The organism is Roseovarius sp. MBR-51 (genome assembly GCF_053628575.1).
Genome location: NZ_JBRJGQ010000010.1, coordinates 1 through 17,722 on the forward strand (window position 1 = coordinate 1; position 17,722 = coordinate 17,722).

Sequence of the window (17,722 nt, forward strand, 5' to 3'; positions counted from 1 at the left end):
CCGACGCAACAACCCGTCAACTGACGGCCTTCCAAGCCCTTCAGGCTGCGCCAACTGCTCCATAGTCGAGAAAACAGTCAAAAATCGAGGTGCCCCTTAGTTGGCCATGGCCAACTTTCTAACCCAGCTTAGAGGGAGAGAGTGGTTGTGAAGGGTTTGACGGGAAGTGAGATCGGGAGAGTGGCTTCCGACGCCCGTCGTGGAGAAAAACTGATGGCGAAACCTGTCCAGAAAATCACCCTGTCCCCTTCACGGGATATCCCTTTCGACAAGCTGGTGCTCAGCCAGTCCAACGTGCGGCGCATCAAGGCTGGCGTATCCGTCGAGGAACTGGCCGAAGACATTGGCCGCCGCGGCCTCTTGCAGAGCCTGAGCGTGCGGCACGTCTTGGCTGACGATGGGACCGAGACCGGCAAGTTCGAGATCCCGGCCGGTGGACGGCGGTTCCAAGCGTTGTCCCTGCTGGTGAAGCAGAAGCGTTTGGCAAAGACGACACCCATTCCCTGCATCGTGCGGGATGCAGCGTCCGACATCCTCGCCGAGGACGATTCCTTGGCCGAGAACATGCAGCGCGTCGCCCTGCACCCGCTCGACCAGTTCCGCGCGTTTGTGTCCCTCCGCGACAAGGGTCAGAGCGATGCAGAGATTGCTGCGGCCTTCTTCGTGACGCCACAGATCGTGAAGCAACGCCTGAAACTCGCCTCCGTCGCCCCTGCACTGCTTGAGGTCTATGCCGAGGATGGCATGACGCTGGAGCAGCTCATGGCCTTCACCGTGAACCCCGATCATGCGCGTCAGGTTCAGGTCTGGGATGTGATCCATTCATCCTGGAACAAGGAGCCATTCCAGATCCGGCGCATGCTGACAGAGACGTCGGTCCGGGCGTCTGACCGGCGCGCGGTCTTTGTGGGTGTTGAGGCCTACGAAGCAGCGGGCGGCACGATGCTGCATGACCTCTTTCAGGGCGATGACGGTGGCTGGCTCGAGGACCCTGCCCTGCTCGATCGGCTGGTGACGGAAAAACTCCAGGCCGAGGCTGAGACGGTTGCGGTTGAGGGCTGGAAGTGGATCGAGGTCGCGCTTGACCTGCCCTACGGCTACAGTCACGGGCTGCGGTCTCTGTCTGGTGATCCGGCACCGATGACGGATGACGAAGGTGCAGCTCATGCCAAGCTGCTCGCCGAGTACCGAGCGCTCGAGGAGGAATACGCGGATCAGGATGACATCCCCGACGAGATCGACACGCGGCTTGGCGTATTGGAAACGGAGATGGAAAAGATCGAGACCCGGCCGTTGATCTTCGACGCGGAGGAGATCGGGCGGGCAGGGGCGTTCGTCACGCTCGACCGCTACGGCGCGCTGGCCGTCTATCGCGGCTATGTGCGTCCAGAGGATGAGCCCGTTGACGAGACCGCGGTCCAGGATGGTACTGATCCTGCGGTGGCGGGGCGGGGGGATGATCGTAATCTCACCGATAGCCATGTCAGTGCCGCTCCTGGCGGAACCGTCATCATGTCGGGTGGTCAGCCGATCGGAGCTGACTTGCCGGAGGATGAGGACGACGGGGCGTTGAAGCCGCTGCCCGAGCGGCTGGTCATGGAGTTGACGGCCCACCGGACGCTGGCGCTGCGTGAAGCGATCGGGCGCTCGCCGGATGTCGCGCTGACACTCCTGCTCCTGAAGCTGGTGACGGACACCTTCCGCACCTCATCTGCTTCGGGCAGCTGTCTCGAGGCATCCGTGCGTCAGGTCTATATGTCAGCGCAAGCGCCCGATCTGAAAGACAGCGTGGTGGCGAAGCTGGTCGACGAGCGTCATGCGGAATGGGAAGCCGATCTGCCGCTTGGCGATGATGCAGCGCTCTGGGACTATCTGACGGTCCTCGATCAGGGCAGTCGGTTGGCCTTGCTGGCGCATTGCCTCAGCTTCGGCGTCAACGCGCTGCATGAGAAGGTGAACCCATACGGTGCAGGCATCTCCGCAGGCGGTCTGACCCGGCGGATGGCGCATTCCGATCTCGTGGCGCGTGCCACAGATCTCGACATGGTCGAGGCGGGCTGGGAGCCGACGGTCGACACCTATCTCAACCGCGTGCCCAAGGCCCGCATCCTCGAGGCCGTGCGCGAAGCGAAAGGGGAGGGGACTGCCCAGCTCCTCGATCACCTGAAGAAAAGCGAGATGGCCAGTGAAGCCGAGCGCTTGCTGAAGGGCAGCGGCTGGTTGCCCGAGGTCCTGCGCCGGAACGATCTCGTGGCGCTGGACGGTGAGGACTGTGCCGAAGGCCAGGGGGCGGATGCCGAAGTGGCTGACAGCGTCAGTGAAGCTGACCTTCCTGCATTCCTGACGGATGACCTGCCTGCTCAAGGCGCATCGATGCTGGCCGCGGAATAACGTGATCCAGTGGGGGGCGGAGATTCCGCCTCCAATCACCCTATAACGTAACAATATCAATAAGATGAATGCGATTACTCGCATTCAGAATGAGGAATCATGTCTGCAACAACCATCATCGACACCGCCCCCCTCGGGGCGCTCATTCGCTACACTGACGGCAGCCCCAAGCCACCGGCACGCTTCACCAAGAAGCTGGCGGCCTGGGAGCGCTCGAACGGCGTCGGCCGCCTTGTGAAAAAGGAACCACCCCGGCTTTACGCGACCTGGACGGCACCCGCGTCGTTCACGCTGCATGAGGGCAACTTCTCCTCGGACGGGGTGATCCTCGTGACCATCATGCGCAGCCATTCTGCTGACAGCACCCTCGTCTTCGAGGTGGCCGAGGAACCGAAGCCCGGGCAGGTCCGCGTGCTTCTCGACTTCGGCGGCAACACGGAGCTGCTGCATTTGGCGGAATCTGTCACTGCGGCCGAGCTTTGGATCGCCAAGGAAGGATACCGCAATGCGCGACTTGAAATCGTTGGCGATGAAGATGGCGAAAGGGCAGGGGGCGCGGACCTGGCCGCCTGAGCCCACTGAAACCGAGGGGCCCGCCCAAGCGCGGGCCTCTCAACCATCACAACCTCGTCCTTTGAGTTCGCGGGGCGCCAAAGGAACCATCCCCAAGGAAGGACGTCTTCAACCAAGAGTTTGGCCGGGAGGCTGGCGGCAAAAGCATCAGCGGGACAACCGGCTCCAGTCGTCAGGGCACCATCCCCCGCTCGCCATTCCCTTCCTTGGCCCAAATTCTGTCTTCGAGATCAACCCGCGAGGGGTCGGACTACGGGCGAGCCCGTGCCGCCGGGCGGATTCGGACGAGCCGAACGCACCCGGTGATGTCAGCCAGTATTCGGGCCTTCGAGGTCCTGTCGCGCGGGGGATGGTCCCCCGCCTCCAAGACAGGAGCCAAACAGATGTCCCGCAAAGATGCACACGCCTTCGCCGCCTCCCTCGCCGCCACGCTCATGGTCTCGATCGTCGTCTTCCAGGCAGGGGATGGAACCTTCGGCGCCGTCCCCGCCGATGAAATCGACGGCGACGAGGTCGTGATCGTCTCGGAGTACGATCCCTTCGGGTGAGGCTTTGGCCTCACTTCCCGAGGGCCCGGGCACCGCGCAGGTGCGCCTCCGGGCCTATCGGCGACCAAGTGATCGGCGATGCCGATCTGAGGAACGCCGGTCTGCGGCCCTGAGCAGATCGTGGTGCGCAGGGTTGGCCGGGCAGCGGACATGCGCAGTTGCGTCGAAGCCCTCAAGGACTATCAGCAGGCCTTGCCAAAGCCGACCTTTGCAACACTCGTTCAATCTGACACCGTACGTGAACATCGACAGCAGTGTTAAAGGACTTGCTTTGAAGGAAATTTCCGAACTCCGCTTCAATGCAATCGCTGGCTATGCCCGGCACCCGAGGGCAGTTTTGACTGGTGAGGAACTGGCTTACTACGAGGCAGAGGATGGGAGCATTCTCGGCCTGCTCATCAGGGACCGAACAGACGGTGACTTCGCGGGAATGGCCTTTGGCCGGGACGCGAAATTGCGGTTCCGGTGGACTTCCATGACCAATTTCCTCGAGAGCCCGGAACTGGCGCACGACGCATTGGCGGAACTGATGACCAATTTGCTCGATGAGCCGGACGAATTTCATCACCAAGGTGATGAAAGGGGGGAGCCGGTCAATTTCTTCACTCTTATGCACCCACTGGATGTCTTGCACCCGGACTTCCAGCAGGTCGCATCCGAAATTGGGTTCTTTCCTGCCCGGGGCATAATCGAACCAATGATGCGGTGGCACGAGGATCTAGATGGAAACTTCGTGGAGCAGTTCCAGTCCACCGCTTTCGACCAGCGGATTTGGGAACTTTACCTTTTCGCGACGCTAATCGAACTTGGGTTTTCCCTGGATGTGACGCATGCTGTGCCCGACTTCATCGGCACAAGCTTGTTTGGGCCCATCGCCGTCGAAGCGGTGACGGTTGGACCGACTCGGCGAGGCGCTGAAATTGTTCCGCCACCGCCCGTTGAGACCCAGGAACAGATGGAAGCGTATCTGTGGGACTATATGCCGATAAAGTTCGGCAGCCCATTGTTCAGCAAGCTAAGGAAAAAATACTGGGAAAAGGAGCAGATCGCTGGTGTGCCGCTGGTGTTTGCAATCGCGGACTTCTCATCGCCCGGCTCCATGATCCACACCCGATCCGCACTCGAGCGGTATCTCTACGGGTACTCCTTTGACGCCGCACGCGACGAGCAAGGAAGAGCCGTAGCTCAGCCCATAAAGATCATTGAGCACCGTTGGGGGGACAAGGTGATACCCTCCGGCTTCTTTGACATTCCGGACTCAGAACATGTCAGCGCCGTTATCTCCACAACCGCTGGTACGATCTCAAAATTCAATCGAATGGGGATTCTGGCCGGGTTCGACGCGGGCAATGTTTTGATGACGCGTACTGGCACTGTCGTCGACCCCGATCCCGTAGCGAGGGACCCGCTGCTCTTTAAGGCGATCGTGAACGCCAAAGGATACCATGAGAGCTGGGTGGAAGGACTCAACGTCTATCATAACCCGCGCGCCATCATTCCGCTTGAGGAACACCTCGTACCTGGTGCCGCGCATCACCATTGCGACGCGGAGGGCAACTGGACAACAACCGCCCCCCGCTTCCATCCTCTGGCATCAAGTACTGAAATCCTAGGCGGCGTGAATGTCGCTAAAGCGCTCGCGAATTTCGAAGGTTCGGCGATACGGTTCTGGAAAAAACCTTAGTGGTGGGCCCTATCTTGACGGTGCGTTCGCCATACTACTTCCTTGGCGACCCCGGCTGCACCAGGCGAGCGACAGGTTAGGGTGCCGGTATTTCGGCTGCGCAGGCGCACGGGCGGTTTTCGTCTCGGTGCCGACAAGTTCGGCCAGGGAGTAACCCAGATCCTGGGCGAGAGCTTCCACCTTGGAGCGGGCTTCCGCCTTCTGTCGATCCTCATAGGTGGAGATCGCCTTGGCGACGTCCTTCCGCATTTTCTTCAGCTCGCCGAGCGACAGTGCCTCGAGATCGTAATCAGCCATTGGTGCGCTCCGTGTCCTGAATGATCCGGTATCGATAGCCTGTCGCGGCAGGGTGCCGCAACTCCCGGAAGGAGGGGAGGCAGGTGACGAGCATAATCTTGGCCGCTAGTGGGGTGCTGGGCTTGGGTTCAGGCAGTCCCGATTGGCAGGATGACAGGGTCTGGCATGGGCTCCCCGCGCATCTCTGTCTTCTGGGCCATCCCTTCGACTGACAATCCCCTAATCCCGTTCGCTTGCCTGCGCGCAACCCCGCGTCAGCCCGGGCCGTGTTGGCCGCCTATGGCGTCCTACCCGCTCCACCCCGGTCCTTTGGGGGTTTCCGGTGTCCATGCTGTCCACCGTGCACGCATCACCCGACGGGCTTTTTCCGGGTCTTGTCGAAGGGACGGTCCCGAAGACAGGAAACACAGGAGCTAATCATGCAAAACATCGTCATCCTCGCCGGCAACATCGGTCAAAAACCCGAAACCCGCACCACCCAGGGCGGCACCAACATCACCAACTTCAGCCTTGCCACCTCACGCCCCCGCCTCTCGGAAGGTCGCGTCCTGCGCGACGAGAACGGCTACCGGATCATGGACACGGAATGGCACCGCATCACCTGCTTCAACGGTCTCGGCAAGACGGTCGCCGAGCACTGCGAAAAGGGCATGAAGGTCCTCGTCCATGGCCGCATCCACTACAGCAAGTGGATCGACAGCATGGGCAACGACCGCTACGGCTGCGAGATCATCGCCGAGAAGGTCGACTTTCTGAGCCGCCCAAAGTCGGCCGAGAACGAAAACCCCGAGCTGGTCGATCGCGACGATGAGATCCCGTTCTAAGAACGGGGTCTCCCCCTCGGGCCCGGCGGGACAACCCGCCGGGTCTGTTAAACTTCAGTCTTGCGTCTTCATCGCCGCCAGCTTCTTGTCGATCCTACCGATGTGGTGGTCCCAGTCATCTGCCCAGCCCTCGGCTTTCGCTTGCTCGCAGAGCGCCCTCGCCAAGGTCCAGTTGCCGCGCTTCTCTTCGATGATGCGAAGCTGCCGGTAGCCCGCGTGGGCAGGGATGAAGCCCCAGTTCTTGTCCTCGCGGAAGAACCGGGCGACATTAGCCCCGAGCCCGATCTGGCGCTCGAAACTCTTCACTGCCTCGTCCAAGGCGAACGGATCGTGATCGCGCCACCGGTAATAGAACCCACCCCTGACCGCAAAGTAGAAGTGCAGGTTAAGAACCGGGACGTTCTCGTTCACCAGCGTGTCCGCCCGATCTAGCAGCTTGTACCCCAGATGGCGCAGGTGCTCCTTCTTCAGGTATTCAGCCAGTGCGCCGAGGCTGTTCGGATTGGTCGACCGCGCAAGGCTTTCCGCCGTGCCTCCGCCGAGTGGCGCGAAGACCCCTTCGATGGTCGCGTGTTCCTCCGGCGTGAACGCTTCCGTCCACCAGTCACCGGTCGGTTGCGATTCGGCCTTTCGACGGAAAAATGGCAGCATCCTGTATCCCTTTCCCGCCACCGTGGGTAGCATCGCACTATGCAAATACCTGACGACATCACACCCATCCTGCGCGAGATCGACCAGTCGCTCAAGGAAAAGGCAATACCGCCGCACTCACGCCCCATAATGGCGGTGCTCGAGTTCGGAAATAGGTTCCGCATCAGTCTTCCGATTGCGAAGCTCCCGCCCGGTGCACCGGCAGAACTGGTCGCGACCAGCGTATACACCGACCGCATTCACCGCTGGTACGAAGAGGTCTATGGCGACCTGATCAAGACCGATTTCTCTGAGAAGGCCAAGGTCGCGGTCCTCGCGGATGGGGACATCTGGGAGATGCGGATTCCACTGATCTACGGGACAGTGGTCATCGAGGCCAAACGCGATCTGCCCAGCCACACCTGGAACAGAGTTGGGACACAGGTTCTCAACGTCAACGCATGCGTCTCGCTGACGGGCATCACTGAGGCCCGCCTGAAGCACTTTTCCGACGACGACCTGAACGAGGTCTACGGGCTGTTCGTGGTCGGGCTAGATGTTCGTGATGCATTCAAGCGGTTCCGCAAGTCCGACCCGATGTTCGCCGCCGCCGAACAGGATTGGTTCGCAGCAGTCGCGCATATGACCAACCAATCCCCGAACTGGGGGCAAGCCCGGTGGTCCTCGCTACAGATGACCGAGAAGTTCATGAAGGGCTTGATTGCCATCATCGGGGATTACGAGGTTCCATGGGGGCACAAGCTGAAAGAGCCGCATGCCGTCCTTGCCAAATCAATCCGAGGCCTCGACCTTCGCCACCTAATTGCAGACATCCAGTGTGACGCTTCGGTTCGGTACAACGACCCGAAGATGCCTTCCACACGCCAGCAGGCCTACGCTGCCCACAAGGCCAGCCTGCTCGTCGTGCGGGTCTTGGGCGACGTCCAGTACAGCCAAAACCGATGACTACCCGCAAGCCTCGCACACTGCCGCTTTGCTCTAATTCGCCATTGTGAACCCAAGAGCGAGAGGAGGGCCGGTTTCCCGGTGACGGGTTGAAGGCTGGGAGAGTGGCTCCCGGCGCTCGTCGCGGGAGATAGCCGATGGGCGTTGTAGAAGTTCTGGATCCGGTGCAGCCGATGGGGGCTGGTGGCTGGAAAGTGGATGTAAGCCGGGGTGAGCGGAACGGGCGGGTGTCGTCCGAATGGTTCAACCGGCCCGATGACGAGCGGTATCTGTCGCTCGACGATCTCTGGGCCAATGTGAAAGGCCGGTCGGAACGCAGCCGCAGCCGTGTGGTGCAGACGGCGAACATCCGGGTCGAGGCCGCGCGCGACAACCCCGAGCGGTTGCACCTGATGCTGCCGAAGGCGCAAGAACCGGTCGCGCCCACGCATTGGGCGTTTGGCCAGCTTGCCAGCATCGTTGGCGCACCGGCCTCCTACCTGCGGCAGCTGCCTGCGCCGCTGGCGGGGATCAACCTGCAATACGGCCTGACCAACCACCGCGCCGAACAGGTCAAAACCTTCGAGACCGAAGACGGCCGCTCCGAACTGCGCGCCGTGACGGGCCCCGACTATGGCCGCATCCACGATTTCGAGCTGGTCGAGGCGGTGCAGCGCATCGCGGGCAATGGCACTGGCGACACGCGCTGGAAGGTGCCGGGCGTGCTGGACTGGTCGACAGGGGTCTACAACCCCGATGTCGAAATCAGCCGCGACACGACCACGCTTTATGCCTCGGACCGCGATGTCTTCCTGTTCCTGGTCGATGATCGCAACCCGATCGAGGCGGGTCGACTGCCCGACGGCTCTCCTGATCTCTACTTCCGGGGCTTCTACTGCTGGAATTCCGAGGTGGGCGCGAAAACCCTTGGCATGGCGAGCTTCTACTTGCGGGCGGTGTGCCAGAACCGCAATCTCTGGGGCGTCGAGGATTTTCAGGAGATCCGGATCCGGCATTCGAAATACGCCGCCTCCCGCTTTGCCCATGAGGCGGCCCCGGCGCTGACGCGGTTCGCCAATTCCTCGCCGCAGGGCTTCGTGAACGGCATCAAGGCCGCGCGGCAGCAGATCGTGGCGCGCAGCGACGAGGATCGCGCGGATTTTCTGCGCAAGCGGGGCTTCTCGAAGGCGGAGTCCGGCAAGATCATCGAGAAAGTGCTGATGGAAGAAGGCCGCCCGCCCGAGAGCATCTTCGACTTCGTGCAGGGCATCACGCGGCTTGCGCGCGACAAGACCCAGCAGGATGCCCGCCTCGACATGGAAGGGCGCGCCAAGAAGCTCCTCGACCGGGTGGGCTGATAGAGCGCCCAAGCAGCGATCGCCCGACACCGGGGCGGTCGCTGTAGCCTTTTTCTCAACATGCACGCCTTTGGCCTTGTCCCGAAAGGATAGGACGCTTCGGTGTGCGGATTTCAGCGAGACACCCATGACTCCCCAGGAAGAAACCGTCATCCTTGAGGCCCGCGACATCCTTGGCCGCTATCTCAGCCAGAACCCGGTTATCGGCAGCTGGCAGGCGCTGATGGATTATTGCGCGCTGACCGTGCGTGGGCCGATCGAGCGGTTCCACGTCCTCTATCTCGACCGCAAGAATCGCATCATCGCCGATGAGCTTCTGTCTACCGGCACAGTTGATCATGTCCCGGTCTATCCGCGCGAGGTGATCAAGCGCGCCCTGATGCTGAACGCCAGCGCCCTGATCCTGATCCACAACCACCCGTCGGGTGATCCGACGCCGTCCGAGGCTGATCTCAGCATGACCAAGGAAATCCAGAAGGGCTGCAAGTATCTCGGCCTGACGCTGCATGACCACATCATCGTCGGCGCCGGGACGGAGCTGAGCCTGCGGGCCCTCGGCAAACTCTGACGCTGTGGCCAGATCCATCACCGTCGCCCTTTCGAGGAAGAGGGTGGCGGTTTGGTCTGTGACGGATGATGCGGGGAGAGTGGCTTCCCGCGCCGTTGGAGACATTGCCATGTTTGACCTTCCCCTGCCGATCCAGCCGAGCCCGCGTCCGATGGGCCCCGTTCTAAATGGCCCGACTGTCGCTCCTGATCCCAGCCTGCCTTTCGCGCTGACGCGGATGCACCAGACGCCGGCAGGCCTGATGTCGGGCACTGCTGCCCCCGTGGTCGTTGAGCGTTTCCCGACGTTGGTCGACGCCATGCAGGGGGCGTTTGAGTATGCAAAGGATAACGGCCTTGAAGCAGCGCCGCAGCTTCTGGCGATCCTTGATTGCGACCAGCGCCTGGTTCTTGCCGGGGCCACCAGTCATGGCGCTGTGGCTTGGTGCCACCCTGTCGCCAATGCTCTTGAGGCGCGGGCCATTGTGACCGAGGCGGTTCATCTGCGCGCCCAGGCTGGCCGCGCCACTGACTGGCACGAGCCTGAATTGGCGCAGCGGCTTCGTCACCGTGCTGATCTGCTGGATGCCCGCCTTGTCGACCCGCTCTGGCGCGCTTTTGCCGCCCGGGCGCTGCAGATCGCGGCGTGACGCCCGAGAGACAGAGGAGGGCTGGGAAGGGTTTGAGCCTTCGGGGGGCAGAGGAGTGCGCCACCCGGGGGGTCTGACCTGTCCTCACCGAACGGAGATATTCATGACCCAGACTGAACCCACTCTGGCCGCCCCGCTGCGGCCTTCCACCGTCGATTTCGGGGCGATCCTTGCCGCGCATGCCGAACGCACCGCCCGGACCCTCGCCCTGCGCCCATGCAACAAAGACCGCCTGTTCGATGGCCTCATGGCCGCCGGCATCACCCATGTCACCGTGACCTTCGACGGGGCCGGTGACAGCGGCCAGATCGAAAGCATCGGCGCCTGGGCGGGCGAGACGGCTGTCGACTTCCCCGCGACTGAAATCCCCTATGCCGCGCTGACGTGGGATGATCCCGAGGTCGAGATGCGCAGCCTGTCACTGGAGGATGTTGTCGAGCAGCTCACCTACGACTTCCTCTCCGATACCCATGACGGTTGGGAAAACAACGACGGCGCCTACGGCGAGTTCTGCTTCGACGCCGCCGCCCGCTGCATCCATCTCGAGTTCAACGAGCGCTTCACCTCGTCCGAACTTTACACGCACGATTTCTGAGGGGGCGACGATGGCACATCCCTACCACCACGCCCTGTCCTCAGTGAAGAAATGGGGCGGCACGGTCGATGATTTCATCGCGGTGCATGCATGGTTCGACCAAAGCAAGGAGATCACCGCCGATTTTCGGCACCGGGCCCTGCGGCACCGGGCCCTGCGGCACCATGCCGAGGGTATCTTCATGGCCGAGACGATTTTCGGTCCGACCCTCACGCTTTCGACCGGGCGCATCATCCCGACCCGCTGGGTCGGCGAACAGCACGTGAAGGAAGACCTCGGCTTCATCCCGAGCTTCGCCGACTGGGTGAAGGCCATCCGACCCGAACCCTGGATGGGCCGGTCCGAGCGGATCGAGGCGCTGGTCGATCCGCATCTCGCCTCGCCCTTGGTCGAGGTCAGTTGACATGACCGACCCGGCCTATCATCGCCTCGGCCTGCCGGTGACCGCTTCGCCTTACGCCGTCCTGCGCGCAGCGGTCCGGGCGCTTCATCCCGACACGCGCGCCGTGCGCGGCTTCCGGACCTCGCGCAAGCGCTTCTACCAGCAGATGCTCTGCGCCCATGCCGCGCGACAGGCGGCGGGCGACCAGCCAAACGGCTGATTACCCCCAACCACCCCTTCATTCCAACACAACGCCCGGCCGCCCGGCCGGGTTTTCCCCATTCAGGAGGTCCCCATGGCGGATTACTTCACCCATTTCTCATGCCTGATCGACGTCGGCAGCCCCGACAAGGCCGCCCGGGCCCTTGCCCTGTTCCAGCGCTTGCGCGCCGCGGATCAGGACGCCGATGACCCGGAGGTCTCGGGCTTCACTCTTGAGCGCCAGGACGCGCCCGAGGGCAGCACGCTCTGGATCCATGACGACGAGCACGGCGATGTCGAGGCGGTTATCCGTTTCGTGCTGCGCCTTGCAGAAGACTTCGAGCTCACCGGCCTCTGGGGGTTTCAGTACGGTCTGACCTGTTCCCGCCCGCGCCTCGACGCCTTCGGCGGCGGCGCGCATGTCATCGACCTCGGCGCGCAGAAATCCGTCGGCTGGACGAGCAGCCAGGAATGGCTGGCCGCCGCGCTAAACGGGGAGGAGGTCGATGCCTGAGGTCATCTGCACAACAGTCTACCAGTTCCCCGAACTCTCGGATGCCGCCAAGGAAAAGGCGCGCAGCTGGTATCGCGAGCTTGGCCCCCATGACGACTGGTGGGACGCGGTCTACGAGGATTTCGAGCGTATCTGCGATATCCTCGGCATTCGTCTCAAAACCACGCCCGTGCGCCTGATGGGCGGCGGCACGCGGGCCAAGCCCTGCATCTGGTTCTCAGGCTTCTGGAGCCAGGGCGACGGGGCTTGTTATGCCGAGCGACGGATTATGCGGAGCGGTCAGGTCATCACGCTGTAAACGCGAGTGATTTTCGACAATCCGCTCCGCATAACGACGGGCTTGTGCCCTCGCGGGTTCTTTTGGGCGAGAAGTGGGTCGCCGGCATTTTCCGGCATTGAACCCATGTCAGGAGATCGAATGTCCAGCACCCCCAAGAAAAGGCGGAACACTCCGCGGTATCTCACGCTTTCAAGGCTTCATTTCGCCCGCCCACACTTCGAGGGCTATGTCCGTTGGCTTCACGCACGGAATTACACCAAGTCAACGATTTCGATGCTGACCATTTACTTGGGGCACTGGACGGATTGGATGCACGACGCCGGCTATGACCTCGGCACCATCCACAGTGGATACGCAGCATCTGTACCGGCCTTCAGGGCCATGCCGAATTACTCTATGCGATTGCGATCAGGTGCCCTGTTTGTTCTCTTCCTTGAAGAACTGGGTATTGTCGACCCACTGCCGAAGCCGCCGTCCCCGAGTGATCGGTGGCCGATCCTTGGCGAGTTCCGGGATTGGATGCTCCGAAATCGCGGGGTGTTGGACAGCACCCTCGATACCTATCAGAACATCCTTGTTCACCTGTTTCTCGTCCTTGGCGACGCGCCTGAGGCTTATAGCGCCCATGCAATCAGGGAGTTTGTGCTGGAACGCGCGGGCATGCACGGCGTTGCCCATGCAAGGATAACGGTGACCACCACTCGCGCATTCCTGCGTTTCCTGATTGCAACTGGGCGTTGCCCGGCCGGCCGTGACCAGGCCATCCCGAATTTTGCGGGCTGGCAATTGGCGCCAGTGCCAGACTTTCTCAACGACGAAGATATCGCGAGGATCTTGGCAGCTTGCGGCGGTGAGGCCCGCCTGCGCGATCATGCGGTCATTCTGTTCCTTGTCCGACTCGGCTTGCGCGCAAGCGAAGTCGCAAACCTTGAGTTCGATCACATCGACTGGCGGAATGGTCGCATTGCCATCAGGGGTGGCAAGTCTCGTCGTGAAGAATGGCTGCCTCTTCCTCAAGAAGTCGGCGAAGCACTGCTGGCCTATCTGGATCGGGGACGGCCGTCATTTGCCACGCCGCGCGTGTTCGTCACAGCAAAAAATCCGATGCGTCCGATGTCGAGGTTTGCTGTGAACTGTCTGGTTCAGGCGGCTCTTGACCGGGCGGGCATCCAGAGTGGTCGACGTGGTTCGCATCTGCTTCGTCATTCGGCGGCGACAGCGATGCTTCGGCATGGGGTCAATCTTGCAGGGGTCGGAGCGGTCCTCCGGCACCGCTCCCTGTCCACCACCATGCAATATGCGAAGGTTGACTTCGCTTTGCTCCGCGAAATCGCTCAGCCCTGGGCGGGGGAGGCCGCATGCTGATCGAGGAAATCAATCGCTACATCGCACTGCGAAGGTCGCTTGGCTTCAAGCTCAAGGAGACGGCCAAGAACTTGGCTTCGTTCGGCCAGTTCGTCGAAGCCAAAGGTGAGCGACACGTTAGGACCGCAACAGCGGTGGCCTGGGCTGACGGTGCGTCGACGCCAGACACTCGGTATCGCCGCATCACGGATGTCATCCGGTTGGCAACCTTTCTGCACGCAGAAGACGCTTCACATGAGATTCCGCCGGGAGGCATCTTCAAGGCGCATCGGACCAAGTTCATTCCTTACATCTTCACGGACGATGAATTGGCGAGGTTCATCGTTGCAGCTCGAGTCAGGCAACAGAACGAAAGCTCGCCAGTTCGGCGCGAAATCTATGCCGTCCTATTCGGCCTGATCGCATCGACCGGCTTACGGATATCGGAGGCCTTGAACCTGGCCCTGAGTGATGTTCTGCCGGATGGCATCTTGCACATCCGAAAGACCAAGTTTGGCAAGAGCCGGATGGTGCCACTGCATCCGAGTATGATGGGCATTCTCGACCGGTATCTGGAACTGAGGCTGGACGTCGCGGCCGAGGACGACCATCTCTTCCTTTCCGAAGGAAAGAGGAAAATCTATTACTCTGTCCCGCATAGGGCGTTCCACGAAATCCTTGCCATCGCGGCGATTGCGCCCGGTCGGCCCAGGCGCCCTCGGATCCACGATCTGCGCCACACCTTTGCGACACGGGTGCTGGAAAAATCTGGGGCCGGGCGCGAAGCGATTGCGCGCAATGCTGTCGCGCTGATGACGTACATGGGGCATTCCAACCTCCGATACACGTACTGGTATCTGCATCGGACGCCCGAGCTGTTGGCCGAAATCTCTGCCGCAGCCGAGGAACTCTTGACGGGGGGCGGCTCATGACAGCTCTTGCGCCGGCTATTACGCAGTTCATGCAGGATTACCTCCCTCGGCAGCGCGGGTTCAGCGCCCACAGCAGCGAAACCTATGCGCATGCCTTCAAACTGCTGTTCCAGTTCGCGGCGAGGCGTGTCGGATCCAGCCCGTCGCAGCTCAGTATCGAGCAGCTGGACGCACCATTGATCCTGGCCTTTCTGGATCATCTCGAGATAGATCGGGGAAATGGCGCCACTTCGCGAAATGCACGGCTCGCGGCCATCAAGTCGTTCATGCGGTTCGTTGAATACCAGTATCCAGCCCTCCTGGCCCAAGTCGCGCAAATCCGGGCGATCCCGACAAAACGTTGCGAGAACAAGCTGGTCCAGCACCTGTCCAAGGACGAGGTGCAGGCCGTTCTGAATGCTCCCGATGTCACGACGCGCTTAGGTGCCAGGGATCGCGCCATGATGCACCTTTGTTTTGCGGGAGGGCTGCGCGTGTCGGAACTCGTAGGGGCTGCCTTGACCGATCTGGTTCTAGGCCAGGCTCCAAGCCTGCTGGTTCGAGGAAAAGGACGAAAGCATCGGCACTTTCCACTCTGGAAGCAGACAGCTTCAGACTTGCGGGCTTGGCTTGCCGTGCGAGGGCTTACGCCTGCACCGGAGATCTTCGTCAATGCCGAAGGGAGAGCGATGACGCGATCCGGGTTCGAGTATGTGCTCGACAAACACGTCGTGAAAGCGTCTCAGCACTGTCCATCATTGGCGGGGCGTTCAGTGTCGCCCCACCAGCTCAGGCATAGTTGCGCCGTCATCATGCTGGAGGCGACCCGCGACATCCGAAAGGTCGCGCTTTGGCTGGGACACGCGGACATCCGAACGACCGAGACCTATCTGCGCGTTGATGCAGCCCAAAAGCTCGAGGCTGTAGAGGCGGTCATCCCGCCCGAGCTGCGTCGCGGAAAGTTCAAGGCTCCGGATGCGTTGATTGCGATGCTGATGACCGGAAGGAAGAATACGCTGACCTGAACCCGTCCGGAATTATGTGGAGCGGATTGTCGAAAATCACTCGCGTTTACAGCGTGATGACCTGACCGCTCCGCATAATCCGTCGCTCGGCATAAGACGCCTTATGCGGTGCTCTGCATAAGGCTTGCTTCGAAGGTTACTGGTCCCACTCCAAGGGCGCGGCCGCGCGCATCCGGGACTACGCCCCGACGGACGCGACGCTGCATGGCATCGCCGACTGGCTGCAGGCCATCCAGCGGCGGAATTTCTACCAGCTCGCTGCCGAGGTCAGCCACCGCGGCCGCTACTACCACGAATACACCATGTCCGTGGACGTCACGCGGGACAGCCCGACCTGGCAGCCGCCGACCGAAGACGCCGAGGAGATCGTGACCGAGGCGCTGCGTGATCTGGCCCGCTGGCTCTACCGCCAGCTTCAGGCTGAATACGACCACCTGACCTCGGACGAGGCCATAGAGGAGGGGATCATCGTCAACGAGTACACCTTCACCGAAGAAGGGCGCCGGTTCGGGTGAGAGCGCAGGCAGTTCATTTGATCTTTACAATCAGGCCATATGATCTATATTCAGCCCAATGGAGGACGCCATGTACGTCGCAGAGAAAATCCGGGAACCCGCACAGATCAACGCCGTCGCGTTGAAGGCTTACGCGCGCGTGGTCGATGCTTGGGGCCTTAACCTGAACGAAGCGGCTGGCCTTGCCGATATGACGGTGAGCACGTGGAAGCGCGCCAAGAAGCCGGACTTTGCGGGAGAACTGACCAAGGATCAACTCCTGCGACTCAGTGCGGTGATCGGCATCTACAAGTCGCTCGAACTCTACTTCTCCGAGCCGCTCGCGCGAAGCTGGTTCACCCGACCGAACACAGGGCCGCTGTTCGGGGGTAGCCGTCCGGTTGATACCGCCATCGACGGGGGCTTGCCGCAAATTCTCGCGGTTCGGACCTATCTTGATGCATTGCGCGGTGGGGCATGAAGCAGACCGAGATTTCTGATCGTGGTCTCGTTCGTCTCCTGCCCGCCACTTACCACAAGCCGCCATCCCTGCGCGGTCTCGTCGATACCGATGACGAGATGGAGATCCTCGCAGAGATCGAGGGCCTGACCAGCGGCCGCCTTCTGGCCGAACGTGGCCGCAATCCCCATCTGGACCCGCGCGAGCTTGCCTGGCAGCGGCGCAGCCGCGATCTGCGCATTTACGGCGACAGTCATGTCAACGCTGCCTTCACCTATACCCGCGCCGGCGGGAACCGCTTCAACACCGAAGATCGTGGCGCCTGGTACTGCGCGTGGGAGGTGATGGTTTCTGTCAGCGAAGTGGCCTGGCACCGCACCCGTGAACTCGGCTTTACCGGCAGCTTCCATGACAGCGCTCGCTATGTGGAATTGTTGGCGGATTTCATCGGGATCTTCGATGATCTGACCGATGAGCCGGAACACCCAGCGCTGCATCCCGATCCGGCTGTCGGATATCCCGAGGGCCAAAGCCTGGCCCAACATCTTCGCCGGGCTGGATCGCGGGGCCTGATCTACCCCTCAGTTCGGGCTCCCGCGCCGGGCGGGAATTGCCTCGTCTGCTTCGAGCCCCACGCCATCCAGAACGTCCGGCCGGGCGCGTCTTGGGATCTTGTTTGGGATGGGACACCGCACTACTCGCTTACTGCCGTCGGCTGACGAGTAATGGCGCATGCGCTTTTTTGGGGGGGGCGAAGACATGAAACCGGCAAACGGCAACAGGCCGGACGTCACGCATTTGAAGCCGTGTGACCATCAGTTGTTCTTTGAGGCTTTGGACTGAGTCCGCCGGTCTTCTGGGCTTCGTATAGACGCGCTGAGGAAGGCGACGTCTCGGCCCCAAGAGACCACTATAGTTTTCTTCGATGAGGTTGCTTTTCCAGCGTTATGGACGCTCCAACATCACCATTTCCAAAGAACTGAGGGGCTAGCCCCAAGTGGAGGAAGATCTGAAGACGCTGGGTCGAGAGACGACTACGACTTGCGGTGGTTGCCGAAGGCCGATGTAGG

At 61.5% G+C, this 17,722-nt stretch carries 21 protein-coding genes and 2 pseudogenes; 21 read left to right on the forward strand and 2 right to left on the reverse strand.

What is annotated here, in order from left to right; translation table 11 throughout:
* Nucleotides 1-213 precede the first annotated feature (213 nt).
* From ACSSVY_RS15045 to ACSSVY_RS15060, 4 genes are all read left to right on the forward strand, one after another.
* Entirely contained in the window at nucleotides 214-2,391 is a 2,178-nt protein-coding gene (locus tag ACSSVY_RS15045) for a ParB/RepB/Spo0J family partition protein (RefSeq protein ID WP_454270486.1), read from the forward strand.
* A gap of 99 nt (nucleotides 2,392-2,490) precedes the next feature.
* On the forward strand, nucleotides 2,491-2,964 hold the full coding sequence (locus ACSSVY_RS15050) for a hypothetical protein (protein ID WP_114276003.1): 474 nt from the start codon (nucleotides 2,491-2,493) through the stop codon (nucleotides 2,962-2,964).
* 383 nt (nucleotides 2,965-3,347) lie between these two features.
* Complete coding sequence (locus tag ACSSVY_RS15055) at nucleotides 3,348-3,512, forward strand: hypothetical protein (RefSeq protein ID WP_007803240.1); 165 nt, start codon at nucleotides 3,348-3,350, stop codon at nucleotides 3,510-3,512.
* Nucleotides 3,513-3,750: 238 nt separating this feature from the next.
* Entirely contained in the window at nucleotides 3,751-5,196 is a 1,446-nt protein-coding gene (locus tag ACSSVY_RS15060) for a hypothetical protein (RefSeq protein ID WP_114276004.1), read from the forward strand.
* Nucleotides 5,197-5,205: 9 nt separating this feature from the next.
* Here the strand turns inward: ACSSVY_RS15060 and ACSSVY_RS15065 are convergent, their stop codons facing one another.
* Nucleotides 5,206-5,493 (reverse strand): H-NS histone family protein, encoded by a 288-nt coding sequence (locus tag ACSSVY_RS15065; protein WP_009827212.1) that lies wholly within the window; start codon nucleotides 5,491-5,493, stop codon nucleotides 5,206-5,208.
* Between the two features lie 83 nt (nucleotides 5,494-5,576).
* Here ACSSVY_RS15065 and ACSSVY_RS15070 point away from each other — a divergent pair, with 83 nt between their 5' ends.
* A complete protein-coding gene (locus tag ACSSVY_RS15070; protein ID WP_454270490.1) occupies nucleotides 5,577-5,705 on the forward strand; it encodes a hypothetical protein in 129 nt (42 codons plus the stop codon).
* Nucleotides 5,706-5,912: 207 nt separating this feature from the next.
* Nucleotides 5,913-6,317 (forward strand): single-stranded DNA-binding protein, encoded by a 405-nt coding sequence (locus ACSSVY_RS15075; RefSeq protein ID WP_009827211.1) that lies wholly within the window; start codon nucleotides 5,913-5,915, stop codon nucleotides 6,315-6,317.
* Between the two features lie 54 nt (nucleotides 6,318-6,371).
* On the opposite strand, the gene ACSSVY_RS15080 is transcribed toward ACSSVY_RS15075, so the two are convergent.
* Nucleotides 6,372-6,968, reverse strand: a complete 597-nt coding sequence (locus tag ACSSVY_RS15080) for a hypothetical protein (RefSeq protein ID WP_037954955.1) — start codon at nucleotides 6,966-6,968, stop codon at nucleotides 6,372-6,374.
* 39 nt (nucleotides 6,969-7,007) lie between these two features.
* Here ACSSVY_RS15080 and ACSSVY_RS15085 point away from each other — a divergent pair, with 39 nt between their 5' ends.
* From ACSSVY_RS15085 to ACSSVY_RS15155, 15 genes and pseudogenes are all read left to right on the forward strand, one after another.
* Complete coding sequence (locus tag ACSSVY_RS15085; RefSeq protein ID WP_114276002.1) at nucleotides 7,008-7,913, forward strand: hypothetical protein; 906 nt, start codon at nucleotides 7,008-7,010, stop codon at nucleotides 7,911-7,913.
* A gap of 137 nt (nucleotides 7,914-8,050) precedes the next feature.
* On the forward strand, nucleotides 8,051-9,250 hold the full coding sequence (locus ACSSVY_RS15090) for a DUF932 domain-containing protein (protein ID WP_454270492.1): 1,200 nt from the start codon (nucleotides 8,051-8,053) through the stop codon (nucleotides 9,248-9,250).
* Nucleotides 9,251-9,377: 127 nt separating this feature from the next.
* A complete protein-coding gene (locus ACSSVY_RS15095; protein WP_114276349.1) occupies nucleotides 9,378-9,818 on the forward strand; it encodes a JAB domain-containing protein in 441 nt (146 codons plus the stop codon).
* Between the two features lie 109 nt (nucleotides 9,819-9,927).
* Complete coding sequence (locus tag ACSSVY_RS15100; RefSeq protein ID WP_114276373.1) at nucleotides 9,928-10,446, forward strand: DNA repair protein RadC; 519 nt, start codon at nucleotides 9,928-9,930, stop codon at nucleotides 10,444-10,446.
* A gap of 103 nt (nucleotides 10,447-10,549) precedes the next feature.
* Entirely contained in the window at nucleotides 10,550-11,041 is a 492-nt protein-coding gene (locus ACSSVY_RS15105) for a DUF6878 family protein (protein WP_067297141.1), read from the forward strand.
* Between the two features lie 10 nt (nucleotides 11,042-11,051).
* Nucleotides 11,052-11,444 carry a DUF6915 family protein gene (locus tag ACSSVY_RS15110; protein ID WP_454270494.1) on the forward strand — a complete coding sequence of 131 codons (393 nt, stop codon included), beginning with the start codon at nucleotides 11,052-11,054 and terminating at the stop codon, nucleotides 11,442-11,444.
* Nucleotide 11,445: 1 nt separating this feature from the next.
* Entirely contained in the window at nucleotides 11,446-11,643 is a 198-nt protein-coding gene (locus ACSSVY_RS15115) for a hypothetical protein (RefSeq protein WP_047998245.1), read from the forward strand.
* 75 nt (nucleotides 11,644-11,718) lie between these two features.
* Nucleotides 11,719-12,138 carry a hypothetical protein gene (locus tag ACSSVY_RS15120; protein ID WP_067297244.1) on the forward strand — a complete coding sequence of 140 codons (420 nt, stop codon included), beginning with the start codon at nucleotides 11,719-11,721 and terminating at the stop codon, nucleotides 12,136-12,138.
* Nucleotides 12,131-12,391 (forward strand): annotated as a pseudogene (locus ACSSVY_RS15125) (antitoxin of toxin-antitoxin stability system); the annotation flags it as partial. The gene ACSSVY_RS15120 and the pseudogene ACSSVY_RS15125, both read left to right, overlap by 8 nt.
* Nucleotides 12,392-12,556: 165 nt before the next feature.
* Nucleotides 12,557-13,783 carry a site-specific integrase gene (locus tag ACSSVY_RS15130; protein WP_454270497.1) on the forward strand — a complete coding sequence of 409 codons (1,227 nt, stop codon included), beginning with the start codon at nucleotides 12,557-12,559 and terminating at the stop codon, nucleotides 13,781-13,783.
* The gene (locus tag ACSSVY_RS15135; protein WP_454270499.1) at nucleotides 13,777-14,694 is read left to right on the forward strand and encodes a tyrosine-type recombinase/integrase; all 918 of its coding nucleotides are present in this window, start codon (nucleotides 13,777-13,779) and stop codon (nucleotides 14,692-14,694) included. Before ACSSVY_RS15130 ends, ACSSVY_RS15135 begins: the two co-directional genes overlap by 7 nt.
* Nucleotides 14,691-15,698, forward strand: coding sequence for a tyrosine-type recombinase/integrase (locus tag ACSSVY_RS15140; protein ID WP_454270501.1), 1,008 nt, complete (start codon nucleotides 14,691-14,693; stop codon nucleotides 15,696-15,698). Before ACSSVY_RS15135 ends, ACSSVY_RS15140 begins: the two co-directional genes overlap by 4 nt.
* Before the next feature lie 122 nt (nucleotides 15,699-15,820).
* Nucleotides 15,821-16,213: pseudogene (locus tag ACSSVY_RS15145) on the forward strand (antitoxin of toxin-antitoxin stability system); the annotation flags it as partial.
* A 58-nt stretch (nucleotides 16,214-16,271) separates the two neighbouring features.
* Nucleotides 16,272-16,673: an MbcA/ParS/Xre antitoxin family protein gene (locus ACSSVY_RS15150; RefSeq protein ID WP_067297291.1), complete on the forward strand. Its 402-nt coding sequence runs from the start codon at nucleotides 16,272-16,274 to the stop codon at nucleotides 16,671-16,673.
* A complete protein-coding gene (locus ACSSVY_RS15155) occupies nucleotides 16,670-17,371 on the forward strand; it encodes an RES family NAD+ phosphorylase (protein WP_067297288.1) in 702 nt (233 codons plus the stop codon). Before ACSSVY_RS15150 ends, ACSSVY_RS15155 begins: the two co-directional genes overlap by 4 nt.
* The last annotated feature ends 351 nt before the right edge of the window (nucleotides 17,372-17,722 follow it).